This window comes from Streptosporangium sp. NPDC048886, from assembly GCF_055586905.1.
Genome location: NZ_JBVJHH010000005.1, coordinates 151,038 through 171,199, shown reverse-complemented (window position 1 = coordinate 171,199; position 20,162 = coordinate 151,038). Strand labels below are relative to the sequence as shown.

Annotated in this window: 22 protein-coding genes; 14 read left to right on the top strand and 8 right to left on the bottom strand. The window is 70.3% G+C overall.

Going from position 1 to position 20,162, the window contains the following annotated elements; translation table 11 throughout:
• Positions 1 to 37 precede the first annotated feature (37 nt).
• The 4 genes from ACZ6R6_RS07935 (at position 38) to ACZ6R6_RS07920 (ending at position 4,512) form a co-directional block, all read left to right on the top strand.
• The gene (locus tag ACZ6R6_RS07935; protein ID WP_470091138.1) at positions 38 to 2,188 is read left to right on the top strand and encodes a (Fe-S)-binding protein; all 2,151 of its coding nucleotides are present in this window, start codon (positions 38 to 40) and stop codon (positions 2,186 to 2,188) included.
• Positions 2,189 to 2,344: 156 nt separating this feature from the next.
• The gene (locus tag ACZ6R6_RS07930; protein WP_470091137.1) at positions 2,345 to 3,139 is read left to right on the top strand and encodes a hypothetical protein; all 795 of its coding nucleotides are present in this window, start codon (positions 2,345 to 2,347) and stop codon (positions 3,137 to 3,139) included.
• Positions 3,136 to 4,206, top strand: a complete 1,071-nt coding sequence (locus ACZ6R6_RS07925; protein ID WP_470091136.1) for a glycosyltransferase — start codon at positions 3,136 to 3,138, stop codon at positions 4,204 to 4,206. The genes ACZ6R6_RS07930 and ACZ6R6_RS07925 overlap by 4 nt, the downstream gene beginning before the upstream one ends.
• Before the next feature lie 24 nt (positions 4,207 to 4,230).
• Positions 4,231 to 4,512 carry a metal-sensitive transcriptional regulator gene (locus ACZ6R6_RS07920; RefSeq protein ID WP_470091134.1) on the top strand — a complete coding sequence of 94 codons (282 nt, stop codon included), beginning with the start codon at positions 4,231 to 4,233 and terminating at the stop codon, positions 4,510 to 4,512.
• Positions 4,513 to 4,996: 484 nt separating this feature from the next.
• Here ACZ6R6_RS07920 and ACZ6R6_RS07915 read toward each other — a convergent pair whose 3' ends face one another.
• Both ACZ6R6_RS07915 and ACZ6R6_RS07910 read right to left on the bottom strand, forming a co-directional pair.
• Complete coding sequence (locus tag ACZ6R6_RS07915) at positions 4,997 to 6,340, bottom strand: hypothetical protein (RefSeq protein WP_470091133.1); 1,344 nt, start codon at positions 6,338 to 6,340, stop codon at positions 4,997 to 4,999.
• A 23-nt stretch (positions 6,341 to 6,363) separates the two neighbouring features.
• On the bottom strand, positions 6,364 to 6,924 hold the full coding sequence (locus ACZ6R6_RS07910) for a gamma carbonic anhydrase family protein (protein WP_470091131.1): 561 nt from the start codon (positions 6,922 to 6,924) through the stop codon (positions 6,364 to 6,366).
• 140 nt (positions 6,925 to 7,064) lie between these two features.
• Here ACZ6R6_RS07910 and ACZ6R6_RS07905 point away from each other — a divergent pair, with 140 nt between their 5' ends.
• Entirely contained in the window at positions 7,065 to 8,135 is a 1,071-nt protein-coding gene (locus ACZ6R6_RS07905) for a hypothetical protein (RefSeq protein ID WP_470091129.1), read from the top strand.
• 160 nt (positions 8,136 to 8,295) lie between these two features.
• On the opposite strand, the gene ACZ6R6_RS07900 is transcribed toward ACZ6R6_RS07905, so the two are convergent.
• The 4 genes from ACZ6R6_RS07900 to ACZ6R6_RS07885 form a co-directional block, all read right to left on the bottom strand.
• Entirely contained in the window at positions 8,296 to 8,517 is a 222-nt protein-coding gene (locus ACZ6R6_RS07900; protein ID WP_470091128.1) for a hypothetical protein, read from the bottom strand.
• 126 nt (positions 8,518 to 8,643) lie between these two features.
• Positions 8,644 to 9,396: a GntR family transcriptional regulator gene (locus ACZ6R6_RS07895; protein WP_306862246.1), complete on the bottom strand. Its 753-nt coding sequence runs from the start codon at positions 9,394 to 9,396 to the stop codon at positions 8,644 to 8,646.
• 150 nt (positions 9,397 to 9,546) lie between these two features.
• Positions 9,547 to 10,044 carry a VanZ family protein gene (locus ACZ6R6_RS07890; protein ID WP_470091126.1) on the bottom strand — a complete coding sequence of 166 codons (498 nt, stop codon included), beginning with the start codon at positions 10,042 to 10,044 and terminating at the stop codon, positions 9,547 to 9,549.
• A 155-nt stretch (positions 10,045 to 10,199) separates the two neighbouring features.
• Positions 10,200 to 10,898: a dienelactone hydrolase family protein gene (locus ACZ6R6_RS07885; RefSeq protein WP_470091125.1), complete on the bottom strand. Its 699-nt coding sequence runs from the start codon at positions 10,896 to 10,898 to the stop codon at positions 10,200 to 10,202.
• Between the two features lie 283 nt (positions 10,899 to 11,181).
• On the opposite strand from ACZ6R6_RS07885, the gene ACZ6R6_RS07880 reads away from it, so the two are divergent.
• Both ACZ6R6_RS07880 and ACZ6R6_RS07875 read left to right on the top strand, forming a co-directional pair.
• Complete coding sequence (locus ACZ6R6_RS07880) at positions 11,182 to 11,709, top strand: hypothetical protein (protein ID WP_470091124.1); 528 nt, start codon at positions 11,182 to 11,184, stop codon at positions 11,707 to 11,709.
• A gap of 17 nt (positions 11,710 to 11,726) precedes the next feature.
• Entirely contained in the window at positions 11,727 to 12,080 is a 354-nt protein-coding gene (locus ACZ6R6_RS07875) for a YbaB/EbfC family nucleoid-associated protein (protein ID WP_470091122.1), read from the top strand.
• A gap of 18 nt (positions 12,081 to 12,098) precedes the next feature.
• Here the strand turns inward: ACZ6R6_RS07875 and ACZ6R6_RS07870 are convergent, their stop codons facing one another.
• Together ACZ6R6_RS07870 and ACZ6R6_RS07865 are read right to left on the bottom strand one after the other, a co-directional pair.
• Positions 12,099 to 12,980, bottom strand: a complete 882-nt coding sequence (locus ACZ6R6_RS07870) for a hypothetical protein (protein ID WP_470091121.1) — start codon at positions 12,978 to 12,980, stop codon at positions 12,099 to 12,101.
• 360 nt (positions 12,981 to 13,340) lie between these two features.
• Positions 13,341 to 14,099, bottom strand: coding sequence for an IclR family transcriptional regulator (locus ACZ6R6_RS07865; protein ID WP_470091119.1), 759 nt, complete (start codon positions 14,097 to 14,099; stop codon positions 13,341 to 13,343).
• Positions 14,100 to 14,173: 74 nt separating this feature from the next.
• Here ACZ6R6_RS07865 and ACZ6R6_RS07860 point away from each other — a divergent pair, with 74 nt between their 5' ends.
• Genes ACZ6R6_RS07860 through ACZ6R6_RS07830 form a run of 7 tightly spaced genes read left to right on the top strand, consistent with a single transcriptional unit; the run spans position 14,174 to position 20,130 of the window.
• Positions 14,174 to 15,628 carry a 2-hydroxymuconic semialdehyde dehydrogenase gene (locus ACZ6R6_RS07860; protein ID WP_470091118.1) on the top strand — a complete coding sequence of 485 codons (1,455 nt, stop codon included), beginning with the start codon at positions 14,174 to 14,176 and terminating at the stop codon, positions 15,626 to 15,628.
• Positions 15,621 to 16,418, top strand: a complete 798-nt coding sequence (locus ACZ6R6_RS07855) for a 2-keto-4-pentenoate hydratase (protein WP_470091116.1) — start codon at positions 15,621 to 15,623, stop codon at positions 16,416 to 16,418. The genes ACZ6R6_RS07860 and ACZ6R6_RS07855 overlap by 8 nt, the downstream gene beginning before the upstream one ends.
• The gene (locus tag ACZ6R6_RS07850) at positions 16,415 to 17,404 is read left to right on the top strand and encodes an acetaldehyde dehydrogenase (acetylating) (RefSeq protein ID WP_470091115.1); all 990 of its coding nucleotides are present in this window, start codon (positions 16,415 to 16,417) and stop codon (positions 17,402 to 17,404) included. Before ACZ6R6_RS07855 ends, ACZ6R6_RS07850 begins: the two co-directional genes overlap by 4 nt.
• Positions 17,401 to 18,414: a 4-hydroxy-2-oxovalerate aldolase gene (gene dmpG, locus ACZ6R6_RS07845; RefSeq protein ID WP_470091114.1), complete on the top strand. Its 1,014-nt coding sequence runs from the start codon at positions 17,401 to 17,403 to the stop codon at positions 18,412 to 18,414. The genes ACZ6R6_RS07850 and dmpG overlap by 4 nt, the downstream gene beginning before the upstream one ends.
• The gene (locus tag ACZ6R6_RS07840; protein ID WP_470091112.1) at positions 18,411 to 19,199 is read left to right on the top strand and encodes a 2-keto-4-pentenoate hydratase; all 789 of its coding nucleotides are present in this window, start codon (positions 18,411 to 18,413) and stop codon (positions 19,197 to 19,199) included. Before dmpG ends, ACZ6R6_RS07840 begins: the two co-directional genes overlap by 4 nt.
• On the top strand, positions 19,196 to 19,618 hold the full coding sequence (locus tag ACZ6R6_RS07835; RefSeq protein ID WP_470091110.1) for a RidA family protein: 423 nt from the start codon (positions 19,196 to 19,198) through the stop codon (positions 19,616 to 19,618). The genes ACZ6R6_RS07840 and ACZ6R6_RS07835 overlap by 4 nt, the downstream gene beginning before the upstream one ends.
• The gene (locus ACZ6R6_RS07830) at positions 19,615 to 20,130 is read left to right on the top strand and encodes a 3-hydroxyanthranilate 3,4-dioxygenase (protein WP_470091108.1); all 516 of its coding nucleotides are present in this window, start codon (positions 19,615 to 19,617) and stop codon (positions 20,128 to 20,130) included. Before ACZ6R6_RS07835 ends, ACZ6R6_RS07830 begins: the two co-directional genes overlap by 4 nt.
• Positions 20,131 to 20,162 lie beyond the last annotated feature (32 nt).

Sequence of the window (20,162 nt, the reverse complement as noted above, 5' to 3'; positions counted from 1 at the left end):
CGTACGCTGGCAGCCAACGTCGTCTGTGGGAGGACCCGTGCTCTGGGTAGCGATCATCGGGCTGGTCATGACAGTGGTCGCGGTCGCGCTTGCCGCGCGCCGTGTGCTGTTCCTCTACAAGCTCGCCACCGTCGGGCCACCCGCACCCGAGCGGGTCGAATACGCCAAGAACAATGTGGGCGACGAGATCAAGGCCCAGCTCGTCGAGGTCTTCGGGCAGAAGAAACTGCTCAAGTGGACCGCCTCCGGCACCGCGCACTTCTTCGTCATGTGGGCCTTCTTCATCCTGGCGACCGTATATCTGGAGGCATACGGCGCGCTGATCCAGGGCGCGGTCACCGGCACGCCCGATTTCCACATCCCGCTCGTCGGGACCTGGGCCGTCCTGGGCTTCCTGCAGGACTTCATCGCGGTCGCGGCCCTGGTCGGCCTGATCGCCTTCGCGGTCATCAGGGTCAAGAACTCGCCCAAGAAGCTCGGCCGCAGATCCCGTTTCTCCGGCTCGCACCTCGGTGGAGCCTGGCTCGTCCTGTTCATGATCTTCAATGTGATCTGGACGATGTTCCTCTTCCGTGGCGCGGCGTTCAACACCGGCAACCTCCCCTACGCGTCCGGGGCGTTCGCCTCCGAGGCCACCGCCGCGGTGCTGAGGCCGCTGGGGGAGACGGCCAACGAGGCGCTCGAACACGTCGGGCTGCTGCTGCACATCGGCGTCATGCTGGTGTTCCTGGTGATCGTGGTGAACTCCAAGCACCTGCACATCTTCACCGCCCCGCTGAACGTGATGTTCTCCCGTCGCCCGGACGGCAACGGCCCGGCCCAGCCGATGCGGATCGACGGCAAGGTCGTCGACTTCGAGGACGAGGACCTCGACGGCGACAGGCTGGGCCGCGGCAAGATCGAGGACACCACCTGGAAGGGCTTCCTCGACTTCTACACCTGCACCGAGTGCGGTCGCTGCCAGTCGCAGTGCCCGGCCTGGAACACCGACAAGCCGCTGTCGCCGAAGATGCTGATCCTCGACCAGCGCGACCACGCCTTCAAGGTCGCGCCCTACCTGATGGCCACCCAGGAGCAGCGCGCCGACCTGCACGAGGACGTGCTCGCGCTGCTGGACAAGCCCCTGGTCGGCGAGGACGGCGTCATCCACCCGGACGTGCTCTGGTCCTGCACCAACTGCGGCGCCTGCGTCGAGCAGTGCCCGGTGGACATCGAGCACATCGACCACATCCTCGACATGCGCCGCTACCAGGTGATGGTGGAGTCGAACTTCCCGTCCGAGGCCGGCGTCATGGTCAAGAACCTGGAGAACAAGGGCAACCCGTGGGGGATGTCCGAGATGAAGCGGGCCGACTGGATCGAGGAGCTCGCCGGCCGCGACGAGGACCCGATCGAGGTCCAGCTCATCGACGAGAAGATGCCCGACGACACCGAATACCTGTTCTGGGTCGGCTGCGCCGGAGCCCTGGAGGACCGGGCCAAGAAGACCACCAAGGCGGTCGCGGAGCTGCTGCACGTCGCGGGCGTGAAGTTCGCCGTGCTCGGCCCGATGGAGGCCTGCACCGGCGACCCGGCCCGCCGCCTGGGCATGGAGTTCCTCTTCGACATGCTGGCCAAGCAGAACATCGAGACGCTGAACGAGGCCGGGGTCAAGAAGATCGTCGCGACCTGCCCGCACTGCTTCAACACCCTCGCCAACGAGTATCCGCAGCTCGGCGGCACCTACGAGGTCGTCCACCACACCCAGCTCCTGGCCAAGCTGGTGGATGAGGGCAAGCTGGTCCCGGTCACGCCGATCGAGGAGAAGATCACCTACCACGACCCGTGCTTCCTCGGCCGCCACAACAAGGTCTACTCCCAGCCCCGCGACATCATGGCCAAGGTCCCGGGCGTGCAGGCCCAGGAGATGCACCGCCACAAGGAGCGTGGCTTCTGCTGCGGCGCCGGCGGCGCCCGGATGTGGATGGAGGAGCGGCTCGGCAAGCGCATCAACACCGAGCGCGTGGACGAGGCACTGACCACCGACCCCGACACCATCTCCACGGCCTGCCCCTTCTGCCTGGTCATGCTGGGCGACTCGATCAACGAGAAGAAGAACGCCGGTGAGGCCAAGGAGACGCTGGAGGTCGTGGACGTCTCCCAGCTCCTGATCAAATCGATTAAGGGGCAGCCCGTCGAGGCGTCCTGAATCCCGGTCAGGTACGGCCTGCTCTGCGGGCCGTACCTGACAATCGGTAAAGATAATAAGAAAAGGACGCTAGGTCCGAAACTCTTCCTGTCGATTACGGAAAAATCACGGTAACCTCAACGTCGCGTAGCTCATTGGACGGGGAGGGGGCTGACGATGCACGTCGTCGTCACGGATGCCGAGGTCACGCTGACCGACGTCCTCTCGCTCCGGCTGTCCGTCGACGGGCCGCTCCCGTGCGGCGCCGAGCTCGTCCTGCGCCACCGGGTCACCGCCGTCGAGATCTCCGTGGTGCTGGGCACCCCGGGCGCCGACGCGCGTGACGCGACCCTCGCCGTCTCCCTCGCGCCGCTGGCGCTCACCCCCGGCCGCTGGGACGTCTATCTCAGGCAGGACGGGACACGCATCCGGCTGCCGAGCGTCGATCCGGGTTTCTCCCTCGACCATCTCGACACCTACGCGCTGAGCCGCCGCACGCTGGCCTACCGGGCCTACCGGACCCGCAACGGCTTCCTGGCCCTGAAGGTCGACGAGGCCGGTCCCGCCGCCGAGGTCCGCGCGGTCTGGTTCCGGGAGGGCCGCTTCGAGGTCACCGGGCTGCTGGCCTTCACCGGCCTCGACGACGACGAGTCCCGGCACGAGGCGCGGCTCGCGCTCCGCCGCAGCCACCCCGACGCCGAGCTGACCGCCGTCGCGACGGTCCAGGGGGTGCGCTTCCACGCCGCGCTCTCCCTGTGCGACGTGCTCGCCGCCGCGCCCGAGCAGTCGGGCACGTGGGAGCCCTCCCTGGAGGTGGACGGCCTGCCCGCGCCGCTCCGCCTGGGCTCCCGGCTCGACGACGTGGACGGCAAGCGCCGCCGCCTGCACTACCCGGCCGAGGAGATCGACGGGGTGCCGATCCGGCCCCGTTACACGGCCGACGACGAGCTCAGGATCGAGGTCGGCGGGTGAGGATCTGCCTGCTCCTCCCCTCCGTCTACGGCATGCGGGGCGACGTCCGGTCGGCCGTCAACCTCGCGGGAGAGCTCGCCGGGCGCCACGACGTCGAGATCATCAGCGTCCGCCGCCACCGGGAGAGACCGTTCTTCCCCGTGGCGCCGGAGGTGCGGCTGTCCTGGGTGGTCGACGCCCAGCCCGGTGCGCGGCACCTGCTGCCGCCGGGGCAGATGCGCACCGAGGTCGCCCTGTGGCGGCGGCTGCGCGCGCTCAAGACCGATGTGATCATCAGCACCAGGCCGGGGCTGAGCGTCCAGGTGGCCCGGCACGCGTCCCGCGACGCCGTGCGGATCGCCCGCGAGTGGGGTCGCCCGCCGGTGCCCGGGCCGATCAGGAAGTTCTACCCGCGTCTCGACGCGGTCGCCACGGCCACCGAGACGAGCCGCCAGGACTGGGACCGCCTGCTGAACGGCGGCACCGAGGTCAGGCTGATCCCGGACGCGCTCCCGGCCGGCCCCTGGCCGCGCTCGCGGATGGACAACCGCATCGTCGCCGCGGGCGGGCGGTGGGTGCCGGTGAAGGCCTACGACCGGCTGATCCGCGCCTTCGCCGCCGTCGCCGGCAAGCGCCCCGACTGGCGGCTGCGGCTGTACGGCGGGGGCCCGGAGGACAAGCGCCTGCGCGCCCTGGTCCAGGATCTCAACCTGCACAACCACGTCTACTTCATGGGCACCACCTCCGACCTGACCGGCGAGTTCGCCAAGGCGTCGATCGTGGCGGTGAGCTCCCGGGCCGAGGTGCTCGGGATGACCGTGATCGAGGCGATGGCCAGCGGGGTGCCGGTGATCGGATTCGACAGCCCGAGGGGACCGGGCGAGTTCGTGGCCGACGGCCGCAGCGGAGTCCTGGTCCCCGAGGGGGAGGGCGAGATCGAGGCGTACGCGTCCGCGCTGCTCGCGCTCATCGACGACGAGCGCCGGCGCCGGGAGCTGTCGGCCGGCGCGCTGGCGGCCGCGGCCGCCTACGCGGCGCCTCCGGTGGCGGAGCAGTGGGAGAAACTGATCGCGGCAGCTTCCCACTGAGCCCGGCCCGGGTACGGTTGGGGCATGCATGGGTACAGCGGAGACAAGCAGGCTTATCTGACCCGGCTGCGGCGGATCGAGGGGCAGATCAGGGGCCTGCAGCGGATGGTCGAAGAGGATGCCTACTGCATCGACGTGCTGACACAGGTGTCGGCCGCCACGCGGGCGCTTCAGGCGGTGGCGCTCGGCCTGCTGGAGGACCACATCGGGCACTGCGTCACCGACGCCATCAACAGCGGAGGCCCCGAGGCGGAGGAGAAGGTCAAGGAGGCCACGGCGGCGATCGCCCGCCTCGTCCGTTCGTGACTAGTCACCGGACCATCTTTCCTGACCACGTCCCGGACCCCTGTCGAGGAGTCCGGGACTAGGTCGTCCGGACGGTTCTCTCATCGGCTTCAGCAGATCGCCGAAGCACTCAATCCGAGCGCGTTGTCGAGCTCCGCCAAGGTGAGTGGCCGTTCGCTGATGGCGACGGCGGTAAGCACCTCGGCATAGAGCGCGATCTCGTCCAACGCGACACGGTCGTGGACCCTAGAGTCCAGGTCGTCGTGCCCCACCGCGTCGTCCTTCCTTCCGCAGCCCACACCCACTTCGAGGTTACGGCGGGCGGTCTTTCGTGCCCATGGCCCATCGGGACCATTCCTTCCGGCACGGTCGCGCCCTCAGAAGGATCATTTCCCGATTCCGAGATCACGATTCAGACAAACAGCCGATGTGCGGGGGGATAGAGGGATATAAGGAGAGTAAGGAGAAAATAACTGAATTTGTGGTTTAAGTATGCTGATGCGTGTCAGAAGTGGCGGGGGAAAGTCCCTGATATGCCCGGGACCGGGTCGTCCCGCTCGTGCGTCAGCCGGTGCACGACCGCCGCGGCGGTGACGAACCCGCGCTCCGGCACCGTGGTCCCGCTGAGCCGGCACCACGCGAGCCCCGTGGCGTAGGCGGCGCCCAGCAGGGCCGCCGCCGAGGCCCGGTCCGGCGGATGGAGCGCCGAGTGCAGCCCGCCCGAGCGCGGCCAGCACCCCCGCAGCGGGTGGGACGGGTCGGTGAGCACCACGTGGAGGATGTGGCGCAGCTCCGGGTCCAGCCAGGGATAGAGCGCGTCGGCCGCCCGGGGGGCGGTCGCCGACAGGTCGGCCGCCAGCAGCGAGGTCGCCACCGCCCGGGGGTCGGCGCCCTTGGGCACGAGGAACCCCAGCGCCTGGACCAGGTCGTAGAGCGCGTGCTGGAAGTGCTCCCCGGGGGAGGAGTCCGGCAGCGTCACGTGGGGCGGGCAGCGCGACAGCCACGCCTGCCGTACGGCGTCGTCGCCGTAGTGGGCGACGGAGTGGTCGGGGCCGGTACGGCGGAGCACCGGCTCCACCATGGCCAGCAGGGCCTCGGCCCGGGGGCGGAAGCGCCGGTCGCCGCGGATCGCGTCGGCGGTGTCGGCCATCAGCGCGACCAGCCGGAGCCCGGCCTCGGGGTGGCCCGCCCTGACCCGCTCGCCGTACAGCGCCACCAGGTCGTCGAGCGAGGAGGGAGGCAGCCAGCGGACCCACTCGTCACCGGGCAGCGGGCGGGCCAGGAACTCCCCGAACATCGACAGCAGCACCTCGTTGCCGTCGAAGGCCGGGGCGTAGGCGCACCACATGAGCGTGTCCCAGACCGCCGCGACCGGGCTGGCGACCTCACCGGCGAAGAGCGCGGCGGCCGGCCCGTGGAGCGGGAAGTCCTCCCTGCGCCGGCCGCGCTGGGCGATGACCAGCTCCCGGACCCGTTCGGTGATCTCGGGGGGCACGTCCGGTCCGACGAACCCCTGGACCGACCCCCGGTCCGCGGTGAAGTCGGGGCCGGCCGGGACCAGGTGCGGCAGGATCGCCGTGGTGGCGTGGACGACGTGCGCCGCCGCCCGGAAGCCCGGATCGGCCGGGGGCGCCGCCAGGTGCCAGCGGCCGTCGGCGGGATCCTGGCGGTACCACCGGGCGTGCGCGCCGAACAGCCAGCGCCCGCCGTCCGGGGCGGCCAGGACGCGCAGCGCGACGGCCTGGGCGCGGGCGGGCAGCGGGAGCCTCGCCCACCGGTGGTCGGCGACCATGGTGCGCACGTCGCTCTCGATGGTGTCGAAACCGTCCCACTGCCGCACGGCGGTCATGTTACCGATGCCCGCCCGGCGCGTCAGCGATCTCCGGCCCGCTCGCCCGGCGCGACCGCGACGGCCGCCCGGTGCCGCGCGGCCTTGGCCATGTAGTTGTCGGGGGTGCGGGCGAAGGAGGCGCGGTCGTCGTCGGTCAGCTCGCGGATGATCCGGCCGGGGACGCCCGCCACGAGCACCCCGGCCGGGATCTTCTTGCCCGGCCCCACGAGGGCGCCGGCCGCGACGAGCGAGCCCGCGCCGATCCGGGCCCCACCGAGCACGACGGCGCCGATGCCGACGAGCGCGCCGGTCTCCACGTGCGCGCCGTGCACCATGGCCTTGTGGCCCAGGCTGACCCGGGGCTCCAGCACGGCGGGCTCGCCGGGATCGGCGTGCAGGCAGCACAGGTCCTGGATGTTGCACTCCTCGCCGACCTCGATCCGCTCGTCGTCGCCGCGGAGGACCGCGCCGTACCAGACGTTCGCGGCCCGGCCCAGCCGTACGCGGCCGACGACCACCGCGCCGGGGGCGACGTAGGCATCTGGGTGGATCTGGGGGATCGCGTCCTCGTCGAGGGCGGCGATGTAGGGGCTGATGTCCATGTGATTGATGTTACGGTGCGTGAGCTTGCCCGATATTTCCGCAAGCAGGTCGGGCGTTCCGGTTGCGGACTTGGACAGTAAGCAGGAAAGTCGTCTCCTGACGTCTCCTTTCCCGCCACACAACCTCCACGGGCAGCGCCATGACAAACCAGCACGAGAGCTTTCCCGACCTGATGCATGAAGACTCGTTCGAGGTCGTCATGCGCGGTTACAACCGTCGTCAGGTTCACGACTACATGAACCGCAACCGCAACCAGATCCGCGATCTGGAAGAACGGCTCGCCCGGGCGATCGAGCAGGCCGAGCGGGGCCGGATCGAGTTGGCCGAGGCCCGACGGAGGCTCTCCGACGCTCCGCAAGACTACGACGAGCTGGGCCAGCGGCTCAGCCAGATCCTGAAGCTGGGCGAAGAGGAGGCGGCCTCCAAACGGCAGGTCGCCGACGCCGAGGCCAGCAAGCTGCGCGAAGACGCCGCCGAAGAGGCCCAGCGGATGGTCAGCTCGGCGCTGGAGCGGGCCGAGGGCATCATGAACGCCGCGCAGCAGGAGGCCGAGCGCCGGGTCGCCGAGGCCACCGCCGCCGCCGAGCAGATGCTCGCCCAGGCCGGCGGCGACGCCGAGGAGACCCTCAACGCGGCGCGCGCCGAGTCCGAGGAGACCCTGCGCGGCGCCCGCGCCGAGGCCGAGCGGATGGTCGTCTCGGCCAGGAACGAGGCCGAGCGGACGATCGAGAGCGCCAGGACCGAGGCGGAGTCGACCGTGTCCTCCGCCAACGCCGAGGCCCACGCCATGCTGGCCGCGGCCCAGCAGCGCTCGACGATCCTCGACGAGACGACCGGCCGGCGGGTCACCTACCTCACCGACACCCACCGCGAGGTCATGCGCCGCCTCAACGAGATGGGCGCCGTGCTGGGCGACCTGCTGCACCGGGAGAACGCCGCCGGAGCCCTGATCGACGAGGCCTCCGTGCTCCCGCTGTTCCCCGTCCAGTCCGCCCCCGTGGAGGCCGCTCCGGCCGGGGAGGTCGCCGGGCCCGAGGTCGAGCCCGACATCGAGTCCGACGTCGAGGCCGTCCGGGTGATCGTGGACGACGAGGTCGAGGAGCACGGCGATCACCCCGCCGGCGACCACCGCACCGAGATCTTCGACGACACCGAGGTGAGCCTGGGCCGGGCCGCCAAGGACGACGACGAGTACGCCGCGCGGAAATGACGGCCGCGGCCCGTACGGGCCGGTCCATCCCCCACATGCCACGGCCCCGCGGCCGCTGAGGTCAAGCGGAAGCCCCCGCCCCCGATCGGGTCGGGGGCTTCCGCGATTGGGGGCCCGGCGCCGGGGCCGCGTGAGATCCGCTGACCCGGGCACCGGGCGGCTACCAGGAACCCCTCCCGCCGGAGCGGTCCTGTTGGTCGCGTAACTGCTCTCGCAGTCCTTCCGGGTCGTCGGCGTCGACGGTCATCGCGCAGCCGAGGTCACGCTGGTCGGAGGTGAGCGGGTGGTGGCGGGTAGCCCACCACCGACCCGCGTCACTCCGCCAGATCGTCCAGTCGGGGAACTCCCGGGCGATCTCCGCCAGATGCCGGTCGAATGACATCTACGCACCTTCCCCGCGCCCAGGCCCGGCCGTGTGACCTTCCATCTCCGAAGGTGATGCACTTCTCTAGAGAAATCAATGATCGCAGGGGACAGGTCAACCTATCGGTTGACGGATCGTCTTGATCTATGAATCGAAGTCGTATTGGAGTACATAAGAGGCGGCGTCGAGGATCATCTCGTTGACCTCGACCGGGACGCCGCCCGCGGTGTAGGCGATCCGGCCGATCACGATGACCGGGGTGCCGGCCGGCAGGTCGAGCTGGACGGTCTCGTGAGGATGGGGCATGCGGGCCCGCACCTCCTCGCTGAAGCGCACGGGGGTGTGGCCGAGGTCGCCCAGGCGCGCGTAGACGCCCCCGGGCCCGGTGTCGGGCTGTGTGATCGGGGTGTCCTCCACCAGGGCGGCGGGGAAGTGGGAGACCGACAGCTGGACCGGCCTGCCGTCCACCGAGTAGCGCCGCCGCCGCACCCACACCTCGGTGCTGTTGAGCACCCGGGCCACGGTGTCCTCGGCGATCTCCCTGTCGATGTTCATGTCGTCCACGGTGTAGGGGCGGCCTCTGGTGTCGGACTCCCAGATCGCCTGGCCCTGCCCCCACTGTTCATGGGAGAGCCGCCGGGAACCGTGCCGCCTGATCGGCCGGAACTGGCGGACGTAGACTCCCGAGCCGCGCTTGGGCACGGCCAGTCCTTCGTTGATGAGCACGGAAAGGGCCTGTCTGGCGGTCGCGCGGGCTATGCCGTACTCCGCCATCAGGGCGTTCTCGCCCGGAAGCCGATCCCCGTCTCGGAGCTCGCCGGACAGGATCGCTTCGCGAAGCCCGTCGGCGATGCGCCGATAGATCGGGGGCTCGGGAGGAACCGGGGACTGCTGCACGTTTGATCACCCTCTGTCACCAACCGGGTTTGGCGTCTCCAGAGAACTTGCCCCGTCTTGTCCACGATCGCACAGATGCAGAGGTTGGTCCCGTGCTTCTTTTGAGAGGATCGTGCCTATGTGACGATCTCCGGGAGTTTTCCCGGCCCGTTACCGTGGAACGGTCCCAGCCGCTATTGGCCGGGCCCACCATCGCCGTGTGACGGCCGCGGCCAGAACAGCACCCGCTGTATTGACCAGCACGTCGTCGACGGAGCTCACCCGGCCCAGCCGCAGGCCGTACTGGAGGAGTTCGACGGTGAGTGACGCCGCGGCCGCCACGGCGGCGACCCTGGCGAGTGAGGCGGAGTGCGCCGAGCGGACCGGGAGCATCGCGCCGAGCGCGGCGAAGACCAGCAGATTGCCCCCAACCTGCACAAACGCCGTCTCGCCCGGCCCCTGGAGCACCGCCCACAGGTCCCTGAAGGGGATGAGGCTGAAGCCGCCGGGGCCCGTCGCGGGGGTGAGGATCATCCAGATCCAGGGGGCGGTCCCGGCCGCCACGGCGACGTCGGCGACGGCCGTGCGGACGGGGAGGGGATGGCCGGCGCGGAGGCGGCGGAGGGCGAGGAGGCGGGCGGCGGCGAGGGCCAGTGGGAGCGCCACCACAGCCGTGATGATGATATTTCCCCATACCTGCCACACCTGGTACATGGGGCAATGATGCCGGGTCCGGGCCCCCCGCCGGGCGGCCCCTGCGGTTACGGGAAGGTGACCTTCAGGCAAGGGTCTCCGCCCGGAATGTCACCCGCGCCGGCCGGCGGCTACCCGAGATGGCGCCTGAGGAAGCCCACGGCCCGCTCCCAGGCGACCGGCGCGGCCTCGGGGTCGTAGAACTGCGGGGCCTCGTGGTTGTGGAAGGCGTGTCCGGCCTGCTCGGCGACGTGCATCTCGATGTCCGGCCGCCCCGCCGCGGCCTCCTCCACCTTGGCGACCTGCTCGCGGGGGATGTAGGGGTCGGAGCCGCCGAACACGAACAACACCGGAGAGGTGATCTTCTCCATCAGGCCGGCGGCGTCCGGTACGGCGGAGCCGTAGAACGACAGCACCGCGTCCACCTCGGTGGTGGCCGCCAGGAGGTAGGCGATCGAGCCGCCCAGGCAGAACCCCATCGCCGCGGCCCCTCCCTCGGCCTCGGGCAGCCCCTTCAGGTGCGCCAGTGCCAGAGCCGAGTCGGACACCCCGTGCGGGACGTCGAACTCGGAGGCCACCTTCATCGACGCCGCCAGCCCGGCCTCGTCGTGGTCGGCCACCCAGTTGCGCCGCAGCCGCCAGAACAGGTCGGGCGCGCCGACGACGTATCCGAGCCCCGCGAGGTCCTCGGCGACCTTCCTGATGTAGGGGCCGACCCCCCAGACCTCCTGGATCAGCAGGACGACCGGCCCCCGGCCGCTCTCCGGCAGCCACAGGTGCAGGTCGAACGTGCCGTCGGCGACGGTGACCGTCTCGGTGCGGGCTTCCATGGGATCCTCCTGCGGACTGATCGGGTGGGACGACCAGTGAACCGCATACCCGCTGAGCCGCAAGAGTTGCGAGCCGCGCCGACCGATGACGCGGCTTCCCTTCGGCCGGGGACCCATGGACCTGCCGCCGGCCGCGTAGCCCTCACGTGAGGTCGATCACCAAGACTCGCGTCCGGCCGCCACAAAGTACACTATTCCTACAGTTAGTGTAGGTAATGTGGGGACGGCTGTGTCCCGTGCCTACGCGACGGCACGGTAAGGCGCACTGACGAGGAGAAATGCCATGTCTGAGATGGGTTCATCCACTCCGTCCTCATCGCCCACACCGTCACCCACCCCCACGGGGACAGCCACCCCAACTCCGAAGCCCACGTCGAGTCCCACCCCCACGGGGACGCCCACGTCGAGCCCCGCCCCCGTCCCTTCGCCGACCTCGCCTGGTCTCGAACGGCCAGGCCGGCCGGACGTCGATATCCGCGGGAGCATCTTCACCAAGGCGGCCGGCGGATTCATCGCCGAGCACGATGAGCTGGCGAAGGATGTCCGCCGGATTCTCGACGCCATCGCCGCCCTGGGTGATTTCGCCGGCACGGATGAGACGGCGAACACGTTCAGGCAGGGCTATTCCACGGCGTTGAAGAAATCCGAGACGTACGTCAACGCGCTACGCGACGTTTATCCCGCAGTCGCCGAACGGCTGGCCGCTATCAGGACCGGCTTCGAGGTCGCGAACTGGGCCAGCATCGAATCCCTGCCGAAAGTGCCCGACCCGCCCAAGTACTCGAAGTCGGACAAAAAGTTCAACCTCTGAAATTTCCTGGAGACCTGATGATCACACCGGACGACGGCACATCCTTCCTCGACGAGGAAATGCGCCGCCTTCTCGCCCAGTTCCAAGCCGACACCCGGCCACTGGAAGAATTGCAGGAGGGCCTCAACGCCATCCGTGGCCGAGGTGAGGCGGCCAATGGTCAGGTGAGGGCCGAGGTGCTGCCGACCGGCGCGCTCGGCGGCCTGCGCATCGACCCGCGGGCGATGCGGCTCGGCGCGGACGCGCTGGCGGAGGCGGTGCTCGCCGCCGCCGGCGGCGCCGCCACGGACCTGACCGCGCAGATGGCCGGGATGATGACGGACGGCCTGACCCCGTTCGCCGACGGGGTCAGGCGTTTCAGCCAGGACTAGCTACGTGGTCACCGGCGGTCAGTATCCGCGCCAGCGCCTGAACTGGTCCTGGCCTGCGGCGACACCCAGCTTGGCGAGCATCTGCTCCCATGTGGGCAACAGGCTGACCGGATCGTCGATCACGTCGCCGGGCCGGTTGAGCGCGTTCGCCGTGGTGCTGAAGATGGTGGACCCGGTCAAGAACACGACGGCGTTCTGCGCCGCCTGGTTCTTCGGCAGCAGGTTCGCGGCCTTTCCGAAATTGGCAGGATCCACGTGGTAGAAGACCATGGCCGCGGCGAAGTTCTTCAACATGTATTCGCCGCGGTCGCCCCACGACCCCATGTCCTCGCCTCTGGCCAACTTGAGCCCGTCAACGACCGCCTGGTCCAGGACCGTGTAGGTGAGGCTGCCCCCCGCGGCATAGATGAACCGCTTCCCCACCGCGTGATTGAACATCTTGAGCAGCAGCCGTGCCTGCGACCTGCGCATCGCCCAGTTGATCATCACCTGGACCTTCTTGTCGATCGCCGGCCAGCAGAAGAACATCAGCAGCTCGATCCACTGGATCATGGCCATCGTCCGGAGCGCGTGCTGGGTCTGCTCCAGCATGCCCGCGTAGTCGTCGACCGCGTCGGCCAGCCCGCGGATGTACGCGGACATCCGCGGCGGACAGGGCGCGATCTCGTTGTTGAAGTATTTCCTGAAGGCGTCGATGCCCGCGCCGGAGCTGGGCGGCCGCCACACCCTGCCCGCGACCTCCTCCACGTCGTCCAGGCTGACGTCCACTCGCTTGGCCAGCTGCCGCAACAGCCGCGCGGCCTCGCGCGCCTTGGCCGGGTCGCCATCGGGGTAGGCGACGGCCAGCATCTGCAGGACCACGCCGCCGACACCGGCGGCGGAGAACAGAAACCCTGTCATCGGAAGCGACTTGGGGGATGGACTCACGTAACAGATCCTTTTTCTACCGCCGGACGTCCTGCTCGCCGAGCTCAGGGTCGTCCGAAATCCTGTCAATATCATCTGCCACGTTAGCCCCATAGCTGGATCAATCTCGCCATTTCCAGCAAAACAAATAAAAGGCACACGAGGATATAAATCCTCTATTTCAGCGTGCCCAGGATGCTGCGATCACGAGGCCCAGAAGTCGGATTCAGTTCGTAGCTCGAACTATTTTGCTCCACCTCCGCGTTCACGGTTGCGTGTTCGGTCTCATCGACGAGAGGGGAGAGGCGCACGTCGAGTGCTACCGCGCGGAGGCCCGCCGGACTGCCGGGCCGGTCAGATGGTCCTGGCCAGCGCGCGGGAGATGCCCAGCGCCGCGGCTTTGACGACGGGGGCCAGCCGGGTGGGCTGGAAGCGGGCCAGGGGGACGGAGACGGACAGGGCGGCGACGGCCATGCCGTCGCCGAACACGGGGGCCGCGATGCAGGCCCCGCCGAGCTGGGCCTCCTCGCGTTCGTAGGCCAGGCCCGCCGCCTGGATCTGGCCGATGGTCTCCTCAAGCCGCTGCGGGTCCACGATCGAGTGAGGGGTCAGGCGGCGCAGGGGACGGCCGAGAACCTCGTCGATCAGGTCGGGCCCGGAGTAGGCCAGCAGGGCCTTGCCGATCGCGGTGCAGGTCAGCGGGAGCCGTCCGCCGACCCGGGAGGGCAGGGCGAACGCCTCCTGACCGCGGATCTTCTCGACGTAGACGACGTCCAGGCCGTCGCGCACGCCCAGGTGGACGGTCTCGTGGGTCGCCTCGTAGAGGTCGTGCATGAAGGGCAGGGCCGCATGTCTCAGATCTCGTTCGAGGGGCACGATGCAACCGAGCTCGAAGAGCCGGCGGCCGAGGTAGTAGCCGTCCTCGCGGCGGGCGACCGCGCCGATCTCGGTGAGCTCGGTGAGCAGCCGGAAGGCCGTGGTCTTGGGCAGGTGGCAGCGTTCGGCGACGTCGGCCAGGCGCAGGGGGCCTCCCGTGGGGCGGAACGAGTCGAGCACGAGCCACGACTTCTCCAGCATCGAGAGGCGGTCTGGGTTCCGTTTCACGGAACGCATTGTTGCCGATGAACGGCTCCCGCCTCTATACCCATACCTAGTGACCCATCGGGGTCCTATCGTGAGGAGAAGTCTTGTCTGACCAGGTAACCCACTTCATCGGTGGGGTGCCGGCGGCCGAGGGCGCGACGTTCGCCACGCACGACCCGGTGACCGGCCGCCCGGTCCGCCGGGTCCACGAGGCGGACCGAGCGGTCGTCGACCGGGCGGTCGCCGCCGCCCGCGCGGCCCTGCCGGGATGGGCGGCGCTGCCGGTGGCCGAGCGGGCCGCCTGGATGCGCCGTCTCGCCGACGCGATCGAGGAGCGCTTCGAGGATCTGGTGGCCGCGGAGATCGCCGACACCGGTAAGTCGATCACCCAGACCCGGACGCTGGACATCCCGCGGGGCGCGGCGAACTTCCGGTCCTTCGCCGAGATCGCCGCTCAGCGCCCGGAGAGCGCCTTCCACCTGAAGGACGTGCTGAGCTACACCGTGCGCAGGCCGCTGGGCGTGGTCGCGGTGATCGTGCCGTGGAACCTGCCGTTCCTGCTGGCGACCTGGAAGATCGGCCCTTCGCTCGTCGCGGGCAACACCATCGTGGTCAAGCCCTCGGAGCACACGCCGGGCTCGGTCGCGGTGCTGGCGGAGATCGCCGCCTCGATCGGGCTGCCGCCCGGTGTCCTGAACGTGGTGCACGGGTTCGGCGCCGGCTCCACCGGCCAGTTCCTGGTGGAGCACCCGGGGGTGGACGCGGTCACCTTCACCGGCGAGAGCCGTACCGGGTCGACGATCATGAAGAGTGTGGCGGACCGGGTCAAGCCGGTCTCGTTCGAGCTGGGCGGCAAGAACGCCGGGCTGGTCTTCGCCGACGCCGACCTGGACGCGGCCGTCGAGGGGAGCGTGCGGTCGGCCTTCACCAACGGCGGCCAGGTCTGCCTGTGCACCGAGCGGCTCTACGTGGAGCGGCCCGTCTTCGAGGAGTTCACCGCGCGGCTGGCCGAGCGGGCGGGGGAGCTGAGGTTCGGGCGGCCCGCGGACGAGGACACCACGATGATGCCGATGATCTCGGCGGAGCACCGTGACAAGGTGCTCTCCTACTACGGGCTGGCCAAGGACGAGGGGGCCCGGATCCATGCCGGGGGCGGCGTGCCGCACTTCGGGGACGACCGCGACGGCGGCTACTACGTCGAGCCGACGGTGCTGACCGGCCTGTCCCGCGACTCCCGGGTGAACCGGGAGGAGATCTTCGGCCCGGTCTGCCACATCGCCCCGTTCGACACCGAGGCCGAGGCGGTCGAGCTGGCCAACGACAGCGATTACGGCCTGGCGGCGACGGTCTGGACCGCCGACCTGAACCGGGCCCACCGGGTCGCCCGGTCGCTGGAGGCCGGGCTGGTCTGGGTCAACACCTGGTACCTGCGGGACCTGCGCACCCCGTTCGGCGGGGTGAAGCTGTCGGGCATCGGCCGGGAGGGCGGCACGCACTCGCTGGACTTCTACTCCGAACCCACCACGATCACGATCAAGCTGGAGCCGGGACATGACTGAGTGGAGCGAGGCCACCGACGTGCTCGCCGAGGCGGCCGACCGGCTGCTGGAGGCGGCCCGGAGCGGCAAGCCCTGTCCGCCGGTGCGTGAGACGCTGCCGGTCGGGACCGCCGAGACCGGCTACGCCGTACAGGAGATCAACACCCGGCGGGCGCTGGACGACGGGCGGCGGCTGGTCGGGCGGAAGATCGGCATCACGAGCCCGGCGGTGCAGAAACAGTTCGGGATCGACGAGCCGGACTTCGGCATGCTCTTCGCGGACATGGCCCACCTCGACGGCCTGCCCATCCCGGCCGGCCGCTTCCTGCAGCCCAGGGTCGAGGCCGAGGTCGCGCTGGTCCTCAAGAGCGACCTGGTCGGCGGGCCGTTCACGGTGGCGGAGGTCATCCGGGCCGTCGACTTCGCGCTGCCCGCGATCGAGATCGTCGACAGCCGGATCGCGGGGTGGGACATCGCGCTCGTCGACACCATCGCCGACAACGCCTCCAGCGGCGCCTTCGTCCTGGGCAACACGCCCGTCCCGCTCGCCGGCCTGGATCTGCGGCTGGCCGGGATGACCATGAGCCGGCGCGGGCAGGAGGTCTCCACCGGTGCGGGCGCGGCCTGCATGGGGCACCCGCTGAACGCCGCCGTCTGGCTGGCCGACGCGCTGGGCGGCAGGGACTTCCCGCTGCGCGCCGGGGACATCGTGCTCACCGGCGCGCTCGGCCCGATGGTGCCCGTCGAGCCCGGCGACGTCTTCGAGGCCGTCATCGACGGTCTCGGTTCGGTGCGGGCGGTGTTCTCATGACCCTCGGCGACACCGGCGCGGCCACGCCACGGCCCGCGGAGCGGGTGAAGATCGCGATCATCGGTTCCGGGAACATCGGCACCGACCTGATGTTCAAGGCGCTGCTGTCGGAGCGGGTGGAGGTCGTCGCCATGGCGGGCATCGACCCTGACTCCGACGGCCTGGCCCGGGCCCGCCGCCGCGGGGTGGCCACCACCCACGAGGGGGTCGAGGGCCTGGTCGGGCTGCCCGGCTTCGCCGGCGTGGACCTCGTCCTCGACGCGACCTCGGCGAAGGCGCACCTGCACAACGACCGGGTGCTCAGCGCGCACGGCAAGCGGGTCATCGACCTGACCCCCGCCGCCGTCGGGCCCTACGTGGTGCCGCCGGTCAACCTGGACGACCACCTCGGCGAGCGCAACCTCAACATGGTCACCTGCGGCGGGCAGGCGACGATCCCGATCGTGGCGGCGGTGGCCTCGCAGGTCCCCGTCCGCTACGCCGAGATCGTCGCCTCGATCGCCTCCAGGTCCGCCGGGCCCGGCACCCGCGCCAACATCGACGAGTTCACCGAGACGACCTCGCGGGCGATCGAGGAGGTCGGCGGGGCGGCCAAGGGCAAGGCGATCATCGTCCTCAACCCGGCCGAGCCGCCGCTGATCATGCGTGACACGGTCTACTGCCTGGTCGACGACTGCGACGAGGCCGCCGTGGCGGGAGCCGTACGGGCCATGGTGGACAGGGTCCGCGACTACGTGCCGGGCTACCGGCTCAAGCAGGACGTGCAGTTCGAGAGGGTCCCGGCGGGAGAACCGCTGCCCGACGGGAGCCGGACCGGCGGGACCAAGGTGAGCGTCTTCCTGGAGGTGGAGGGCGCGGCCCACTACCTGCCCGCCTACGCGGGGAACCTGGACATCATGACCTCGGCCGCGCTGCGCACCGCCGAACGGCTGGCGGAGCGGCCGGACCGCGCCGGACAGAGCGTCGAGACGGGGGTGGGCGCGTGAGGCTCTATGTCCAGGACGTGACGTTGCGGGACGGCATGCACGCCATCCGGCACCGCTACACCACGACCCAGGCCGCCGAGATCGCCGCCGCGCTGGACGCCGCCGGCGTGGCGGCCATCGAGATCGCCCACGGCGACGGCCTCGCGGGAGGCAGCTTCAACTACGGCGCGGGCGCGCACACCGACGACGAGTGGATCGAGGCGGTCGCGGGAGCCGTACGGCGGGCGAGGCTGACGACCCTGCTGCTGCCCGGCATCGGCACCATCCACGACCTCAGGCGTGCCCACGCGCTCGGCGTGACCTCGGTCCGGGTCGCCACCCACTGCACCGAGGCCGACATCTCCGCCCAGCACATCGCCACCGCGCGGGAGCTCGGCATGGACGTCGCCGGGTTCCTGATGATGTCCCACATGGCGCCCGCCGAGGAGCTGGCGCGGCAGGCCAAGCTCATGGAGTCGTACGGCGCGCAGTGCGTCTACGTGACCGACTCCGGCGGCCGGCTGACCATGGACGGGGTCCGGGACCGGGTCCGCGCCTACCGCTCGGTGCTCGACGAGGGGACGGAGATCGGCATCCACGCCCACCACAACCTGGGCCTGGGCGTGGCCAACTCGGTCGTCGCGGTCGAGAACGGCACCTACCGGGTCGACGCCTCCCTCGCCGGGATGGGCGCGGGCGCGGGCAACTGCCCGATCGAGGTGTTCGTCGCGGTGGCCGACCTGATGGGCTGGGAGCACGGCTGTGACCTGCACGCCCTGATGGACGCGGCCGACGACCTGATCAGGCCGCTGCAGGACCGGCCGGTCCGGGTGGACCGGGAGACGCTGACGCTCGGCTACGCCGGGGTCTACTCCAGCTTCCTGCGTCACGCAGAGGCGGCGTCGTCGCGTTACGGGGTCGACACCCGGACGATCCTGACCGAGGCGGGCCGCCGCCGGATGGTCGGCGGGCAGGAGGACATGATCGTGGACATCGCGCTGGACCTGGCGCGGGCGGAGGGGGAGCGGTGACCGACATCCGCGGGCTCGCCGCCGTGCTGGACGAGGCCGCGCGCACGGTCCGGGCGGTGCCGCAGCCCGGGCAGGGCTACGACGTGGCCGCCGCCTACCGGGTCCAGGAGGAGCTGCTCCGGCTCCGGCTGGAGCGGGGCGACCGGCTGTCGGGGGTGAAGCTGGGCTTCACCAGCGAGGGCAAGCGCCGCCAGATGGGCGTGCACGACGTGATCTTCGGCCGGGTGCCGGAGTCGTCGGCCATCCTCGACGGCTCATACGCCGATATTTCGCGCTACATCCACCCTCGTGTCGAGCCGGAGGTCGTCTACCTGATCGGCCACCGCATCGCCACGGTCGCCGACGCCCTCGCGCCCGGCGCCGTCGCGGCGGTCGCCCCCGGCATCGAGATCATCGACTCGCGCTATGAGAACTTCCGGTTCTCCCTGCCGGACGTGATCGCCGACAACACCTCGGCCGCCGGATACGTGGTCGGCCCGTGGCGGCCCTACGACCCCGACCGGTGGAACCTCGGCGTCGTCTTCGAGGTCGACGGCCGTCCCGTCCAGATCGGGTCCACCGGCGCCGTCCTCGGAGATCCGCGCCGGGCCGTCGTGGAGGCCGCGCGCCTGGCCGCGGCCCACGGGGTGGTGCTGGAGCCCGGGTGGATCCTGCTCGCCGGGGCCGCCACGCCCGCCGAGCCGTTGACCCCCGGCGCCCACGTCAGGGTCGAGGTCCAGCACCTGGGCTCGGTCTCGTTCACCGCCGGGCAGGCCCCGTCCGACGTCGTGGGAGGACAGTCATGAGCGACGGACTCGTCGTCAGCGGGAAGGCCACGCCGCGCGGGAGGTTCCCGCACGTCAAGCGGGCCGGGGACCTCATATACGTGTCCGGCACCAGCTCCCGCCGGCCGGACGACACGATCGCCGGGGCCGAGGCCGACGGGTCCGGCGCGGTGAAGCTCGACATCGCCGTGCAGACCCGGGCCGTGATCGAGAACATCGGCGACATCCTCCGGGCGGTCGGGGCAGAGCTGAGCGACCTCGTCCAGATCACCGCCTACCTGGTGGACATGGACGACTTCGACGGCTACAACGCGGTCTACGCGGAGTATTTCGACGAGAGCGGCCCGACCCGCACCACCGTGGCCGTCCACCAGCTTCCCCACCCTCACCTGCTCATCGAGATTCAGGCCGTGGCCCACCGACCGGAGGAACGCCAGTGATCCCCCCCATCGACTTCAGCAAGTGGATCGACGAGCACGCTCATCTGCTCAAGCCGCCGGTGGGCAACAAGATCATCTTCGAGGGGGCCGGCGACCTCATCGTGATGGTCGTCGGCGGCCCGAACGCGCGGACCGACTTCCACGTCGACCCCTACGAGGAGCTGTTCTACCAGGTCCGCGGCAACATGCACATCAACGTCATGACGCCCGAGGGGCCGGAGACCGTCCACGTCCGCGAGGGCCAGATGTGGCTGCTCCCGGCGGGCCTGCCGCACTCGCCGCAGCGTCCGGAGGAGGGCTCGGTCGGCTTCCTGGTGGAGCGGGTCAGGCCGGAGGGCGTGCTGGAGAAGTTCCGGTGGTACTGCCCGGAGTGCGACGCCGTGGTCCACGAGGTCGAGCTCCAGGTCCGTGACATCGTGGCCGACCTGCCGCCGATCTTCCAGGCCTTCTACGACGACGAGAAGGCCCGCACCTGCGACGGCTGCGGCGCGCTCCACCCGGGCAAGGGGTAGCCCCCGGTCGTCGACGTCCACACCCACCGCGT

Coding starts and splice junctions, on each gene's coding strand:
- ACZ6R6_RS07865 (WP_470091119.1), bottom strand. CDS start 14,099: ATGCGTTCCGTGAAACGGAACCCAGACCGCCTCTCGATGCTGGAGAAG.
- ACZ6R6_RS07875 (WP_470091122.1), top strand. CDS start 11,727: ATGATCACACCGGACGACGGCACATCCTTCCTCGACGAGGAAATGCGC.
- ACZ6R6_RS07870 (WP_470091121.1), bottom strand. CDS start 12,980: ATGACAGGGTTTCTGTTCTCCGCCGCCGGTGTCGGCGGCGTGGTCCTG.
- ACZ6R6_RS07835 (WP_470091110.1), top strand. CDS start 19,196: ATGAGCGACGGACTCGTCGTCAGCGGGAAGGCCACGCCGCGCGGGAGG.
- ACZ6R6_RS07915 (WP_470091133.1), bottom strand. CDS start 6,340: ATGACCGCCGTGCGGCAGTGGGACGGTTTCGACACCATCGAGAGCGAC.
- ACZ6R6_RS07905 (WP_470091129.1), top strand. CDS start 7,065: ATGACAAACCAGCACGAGAGCTTTCCCGACCTGATGCATGAAGACTCG.
- ACZ6R6_RS07880 (WP_470091124.1), top strand. CDS start 11,182: ATGTCTGAGATGGGTTCATCCACTCCGTCCTCATCGCCCACACCGTCA.
- ACZ6R6_RS07900 (WP_470091128.1), bottom strand. CDS start 8,517: ATGTCATTCGACCGGCATCTGGCGGAGATCGCCCGGGAGTTCCCCGAC.
- ACZ6R6_RS07855 (WP_470091116.1), top strand. CDS start 15,621: ATGACTGAGTGGAGCGAGGCCACCGACGTGCTCGCCGAGGCGGCCGAC.
- ACZ6R6_RS07920 (WP_470091134.1), top strand. CDS start 4,231: ATGCATGGGTACAGCGGAGACAAGCAGGCTTATCTGACCCGGCTGCGG.
- ACZ6R6_RS07910 (WP_470091131.1), bottom strand. CDS start 6,924: ATGGACATCAGCCCCTACATCGCCGCCCTCGACGAGGACGCGATCCCC.
- ACZ6R6_RS07885 (WP_470091125.1), bottom strand. CDS start 10,898: ATGGAAGCCCGCACCGAGACGGTCACCGTCGCCGACGGCACGTTCGAC.
- ACZ6R6_RS07850 (WP_470091115.1), top strand. CDS start 16,415: ATGACCCTCGGCGACACCGGCGCGGCCACGCCACGGCCCGCGGAGCGG.
- ACZ6R6_RS07930 (WP_470091137.1), top strand. CDS start 2,345: ATGCACGTCGTCGTCACGGATGCCGAGGTCACGCTGACCGACGTCCTC.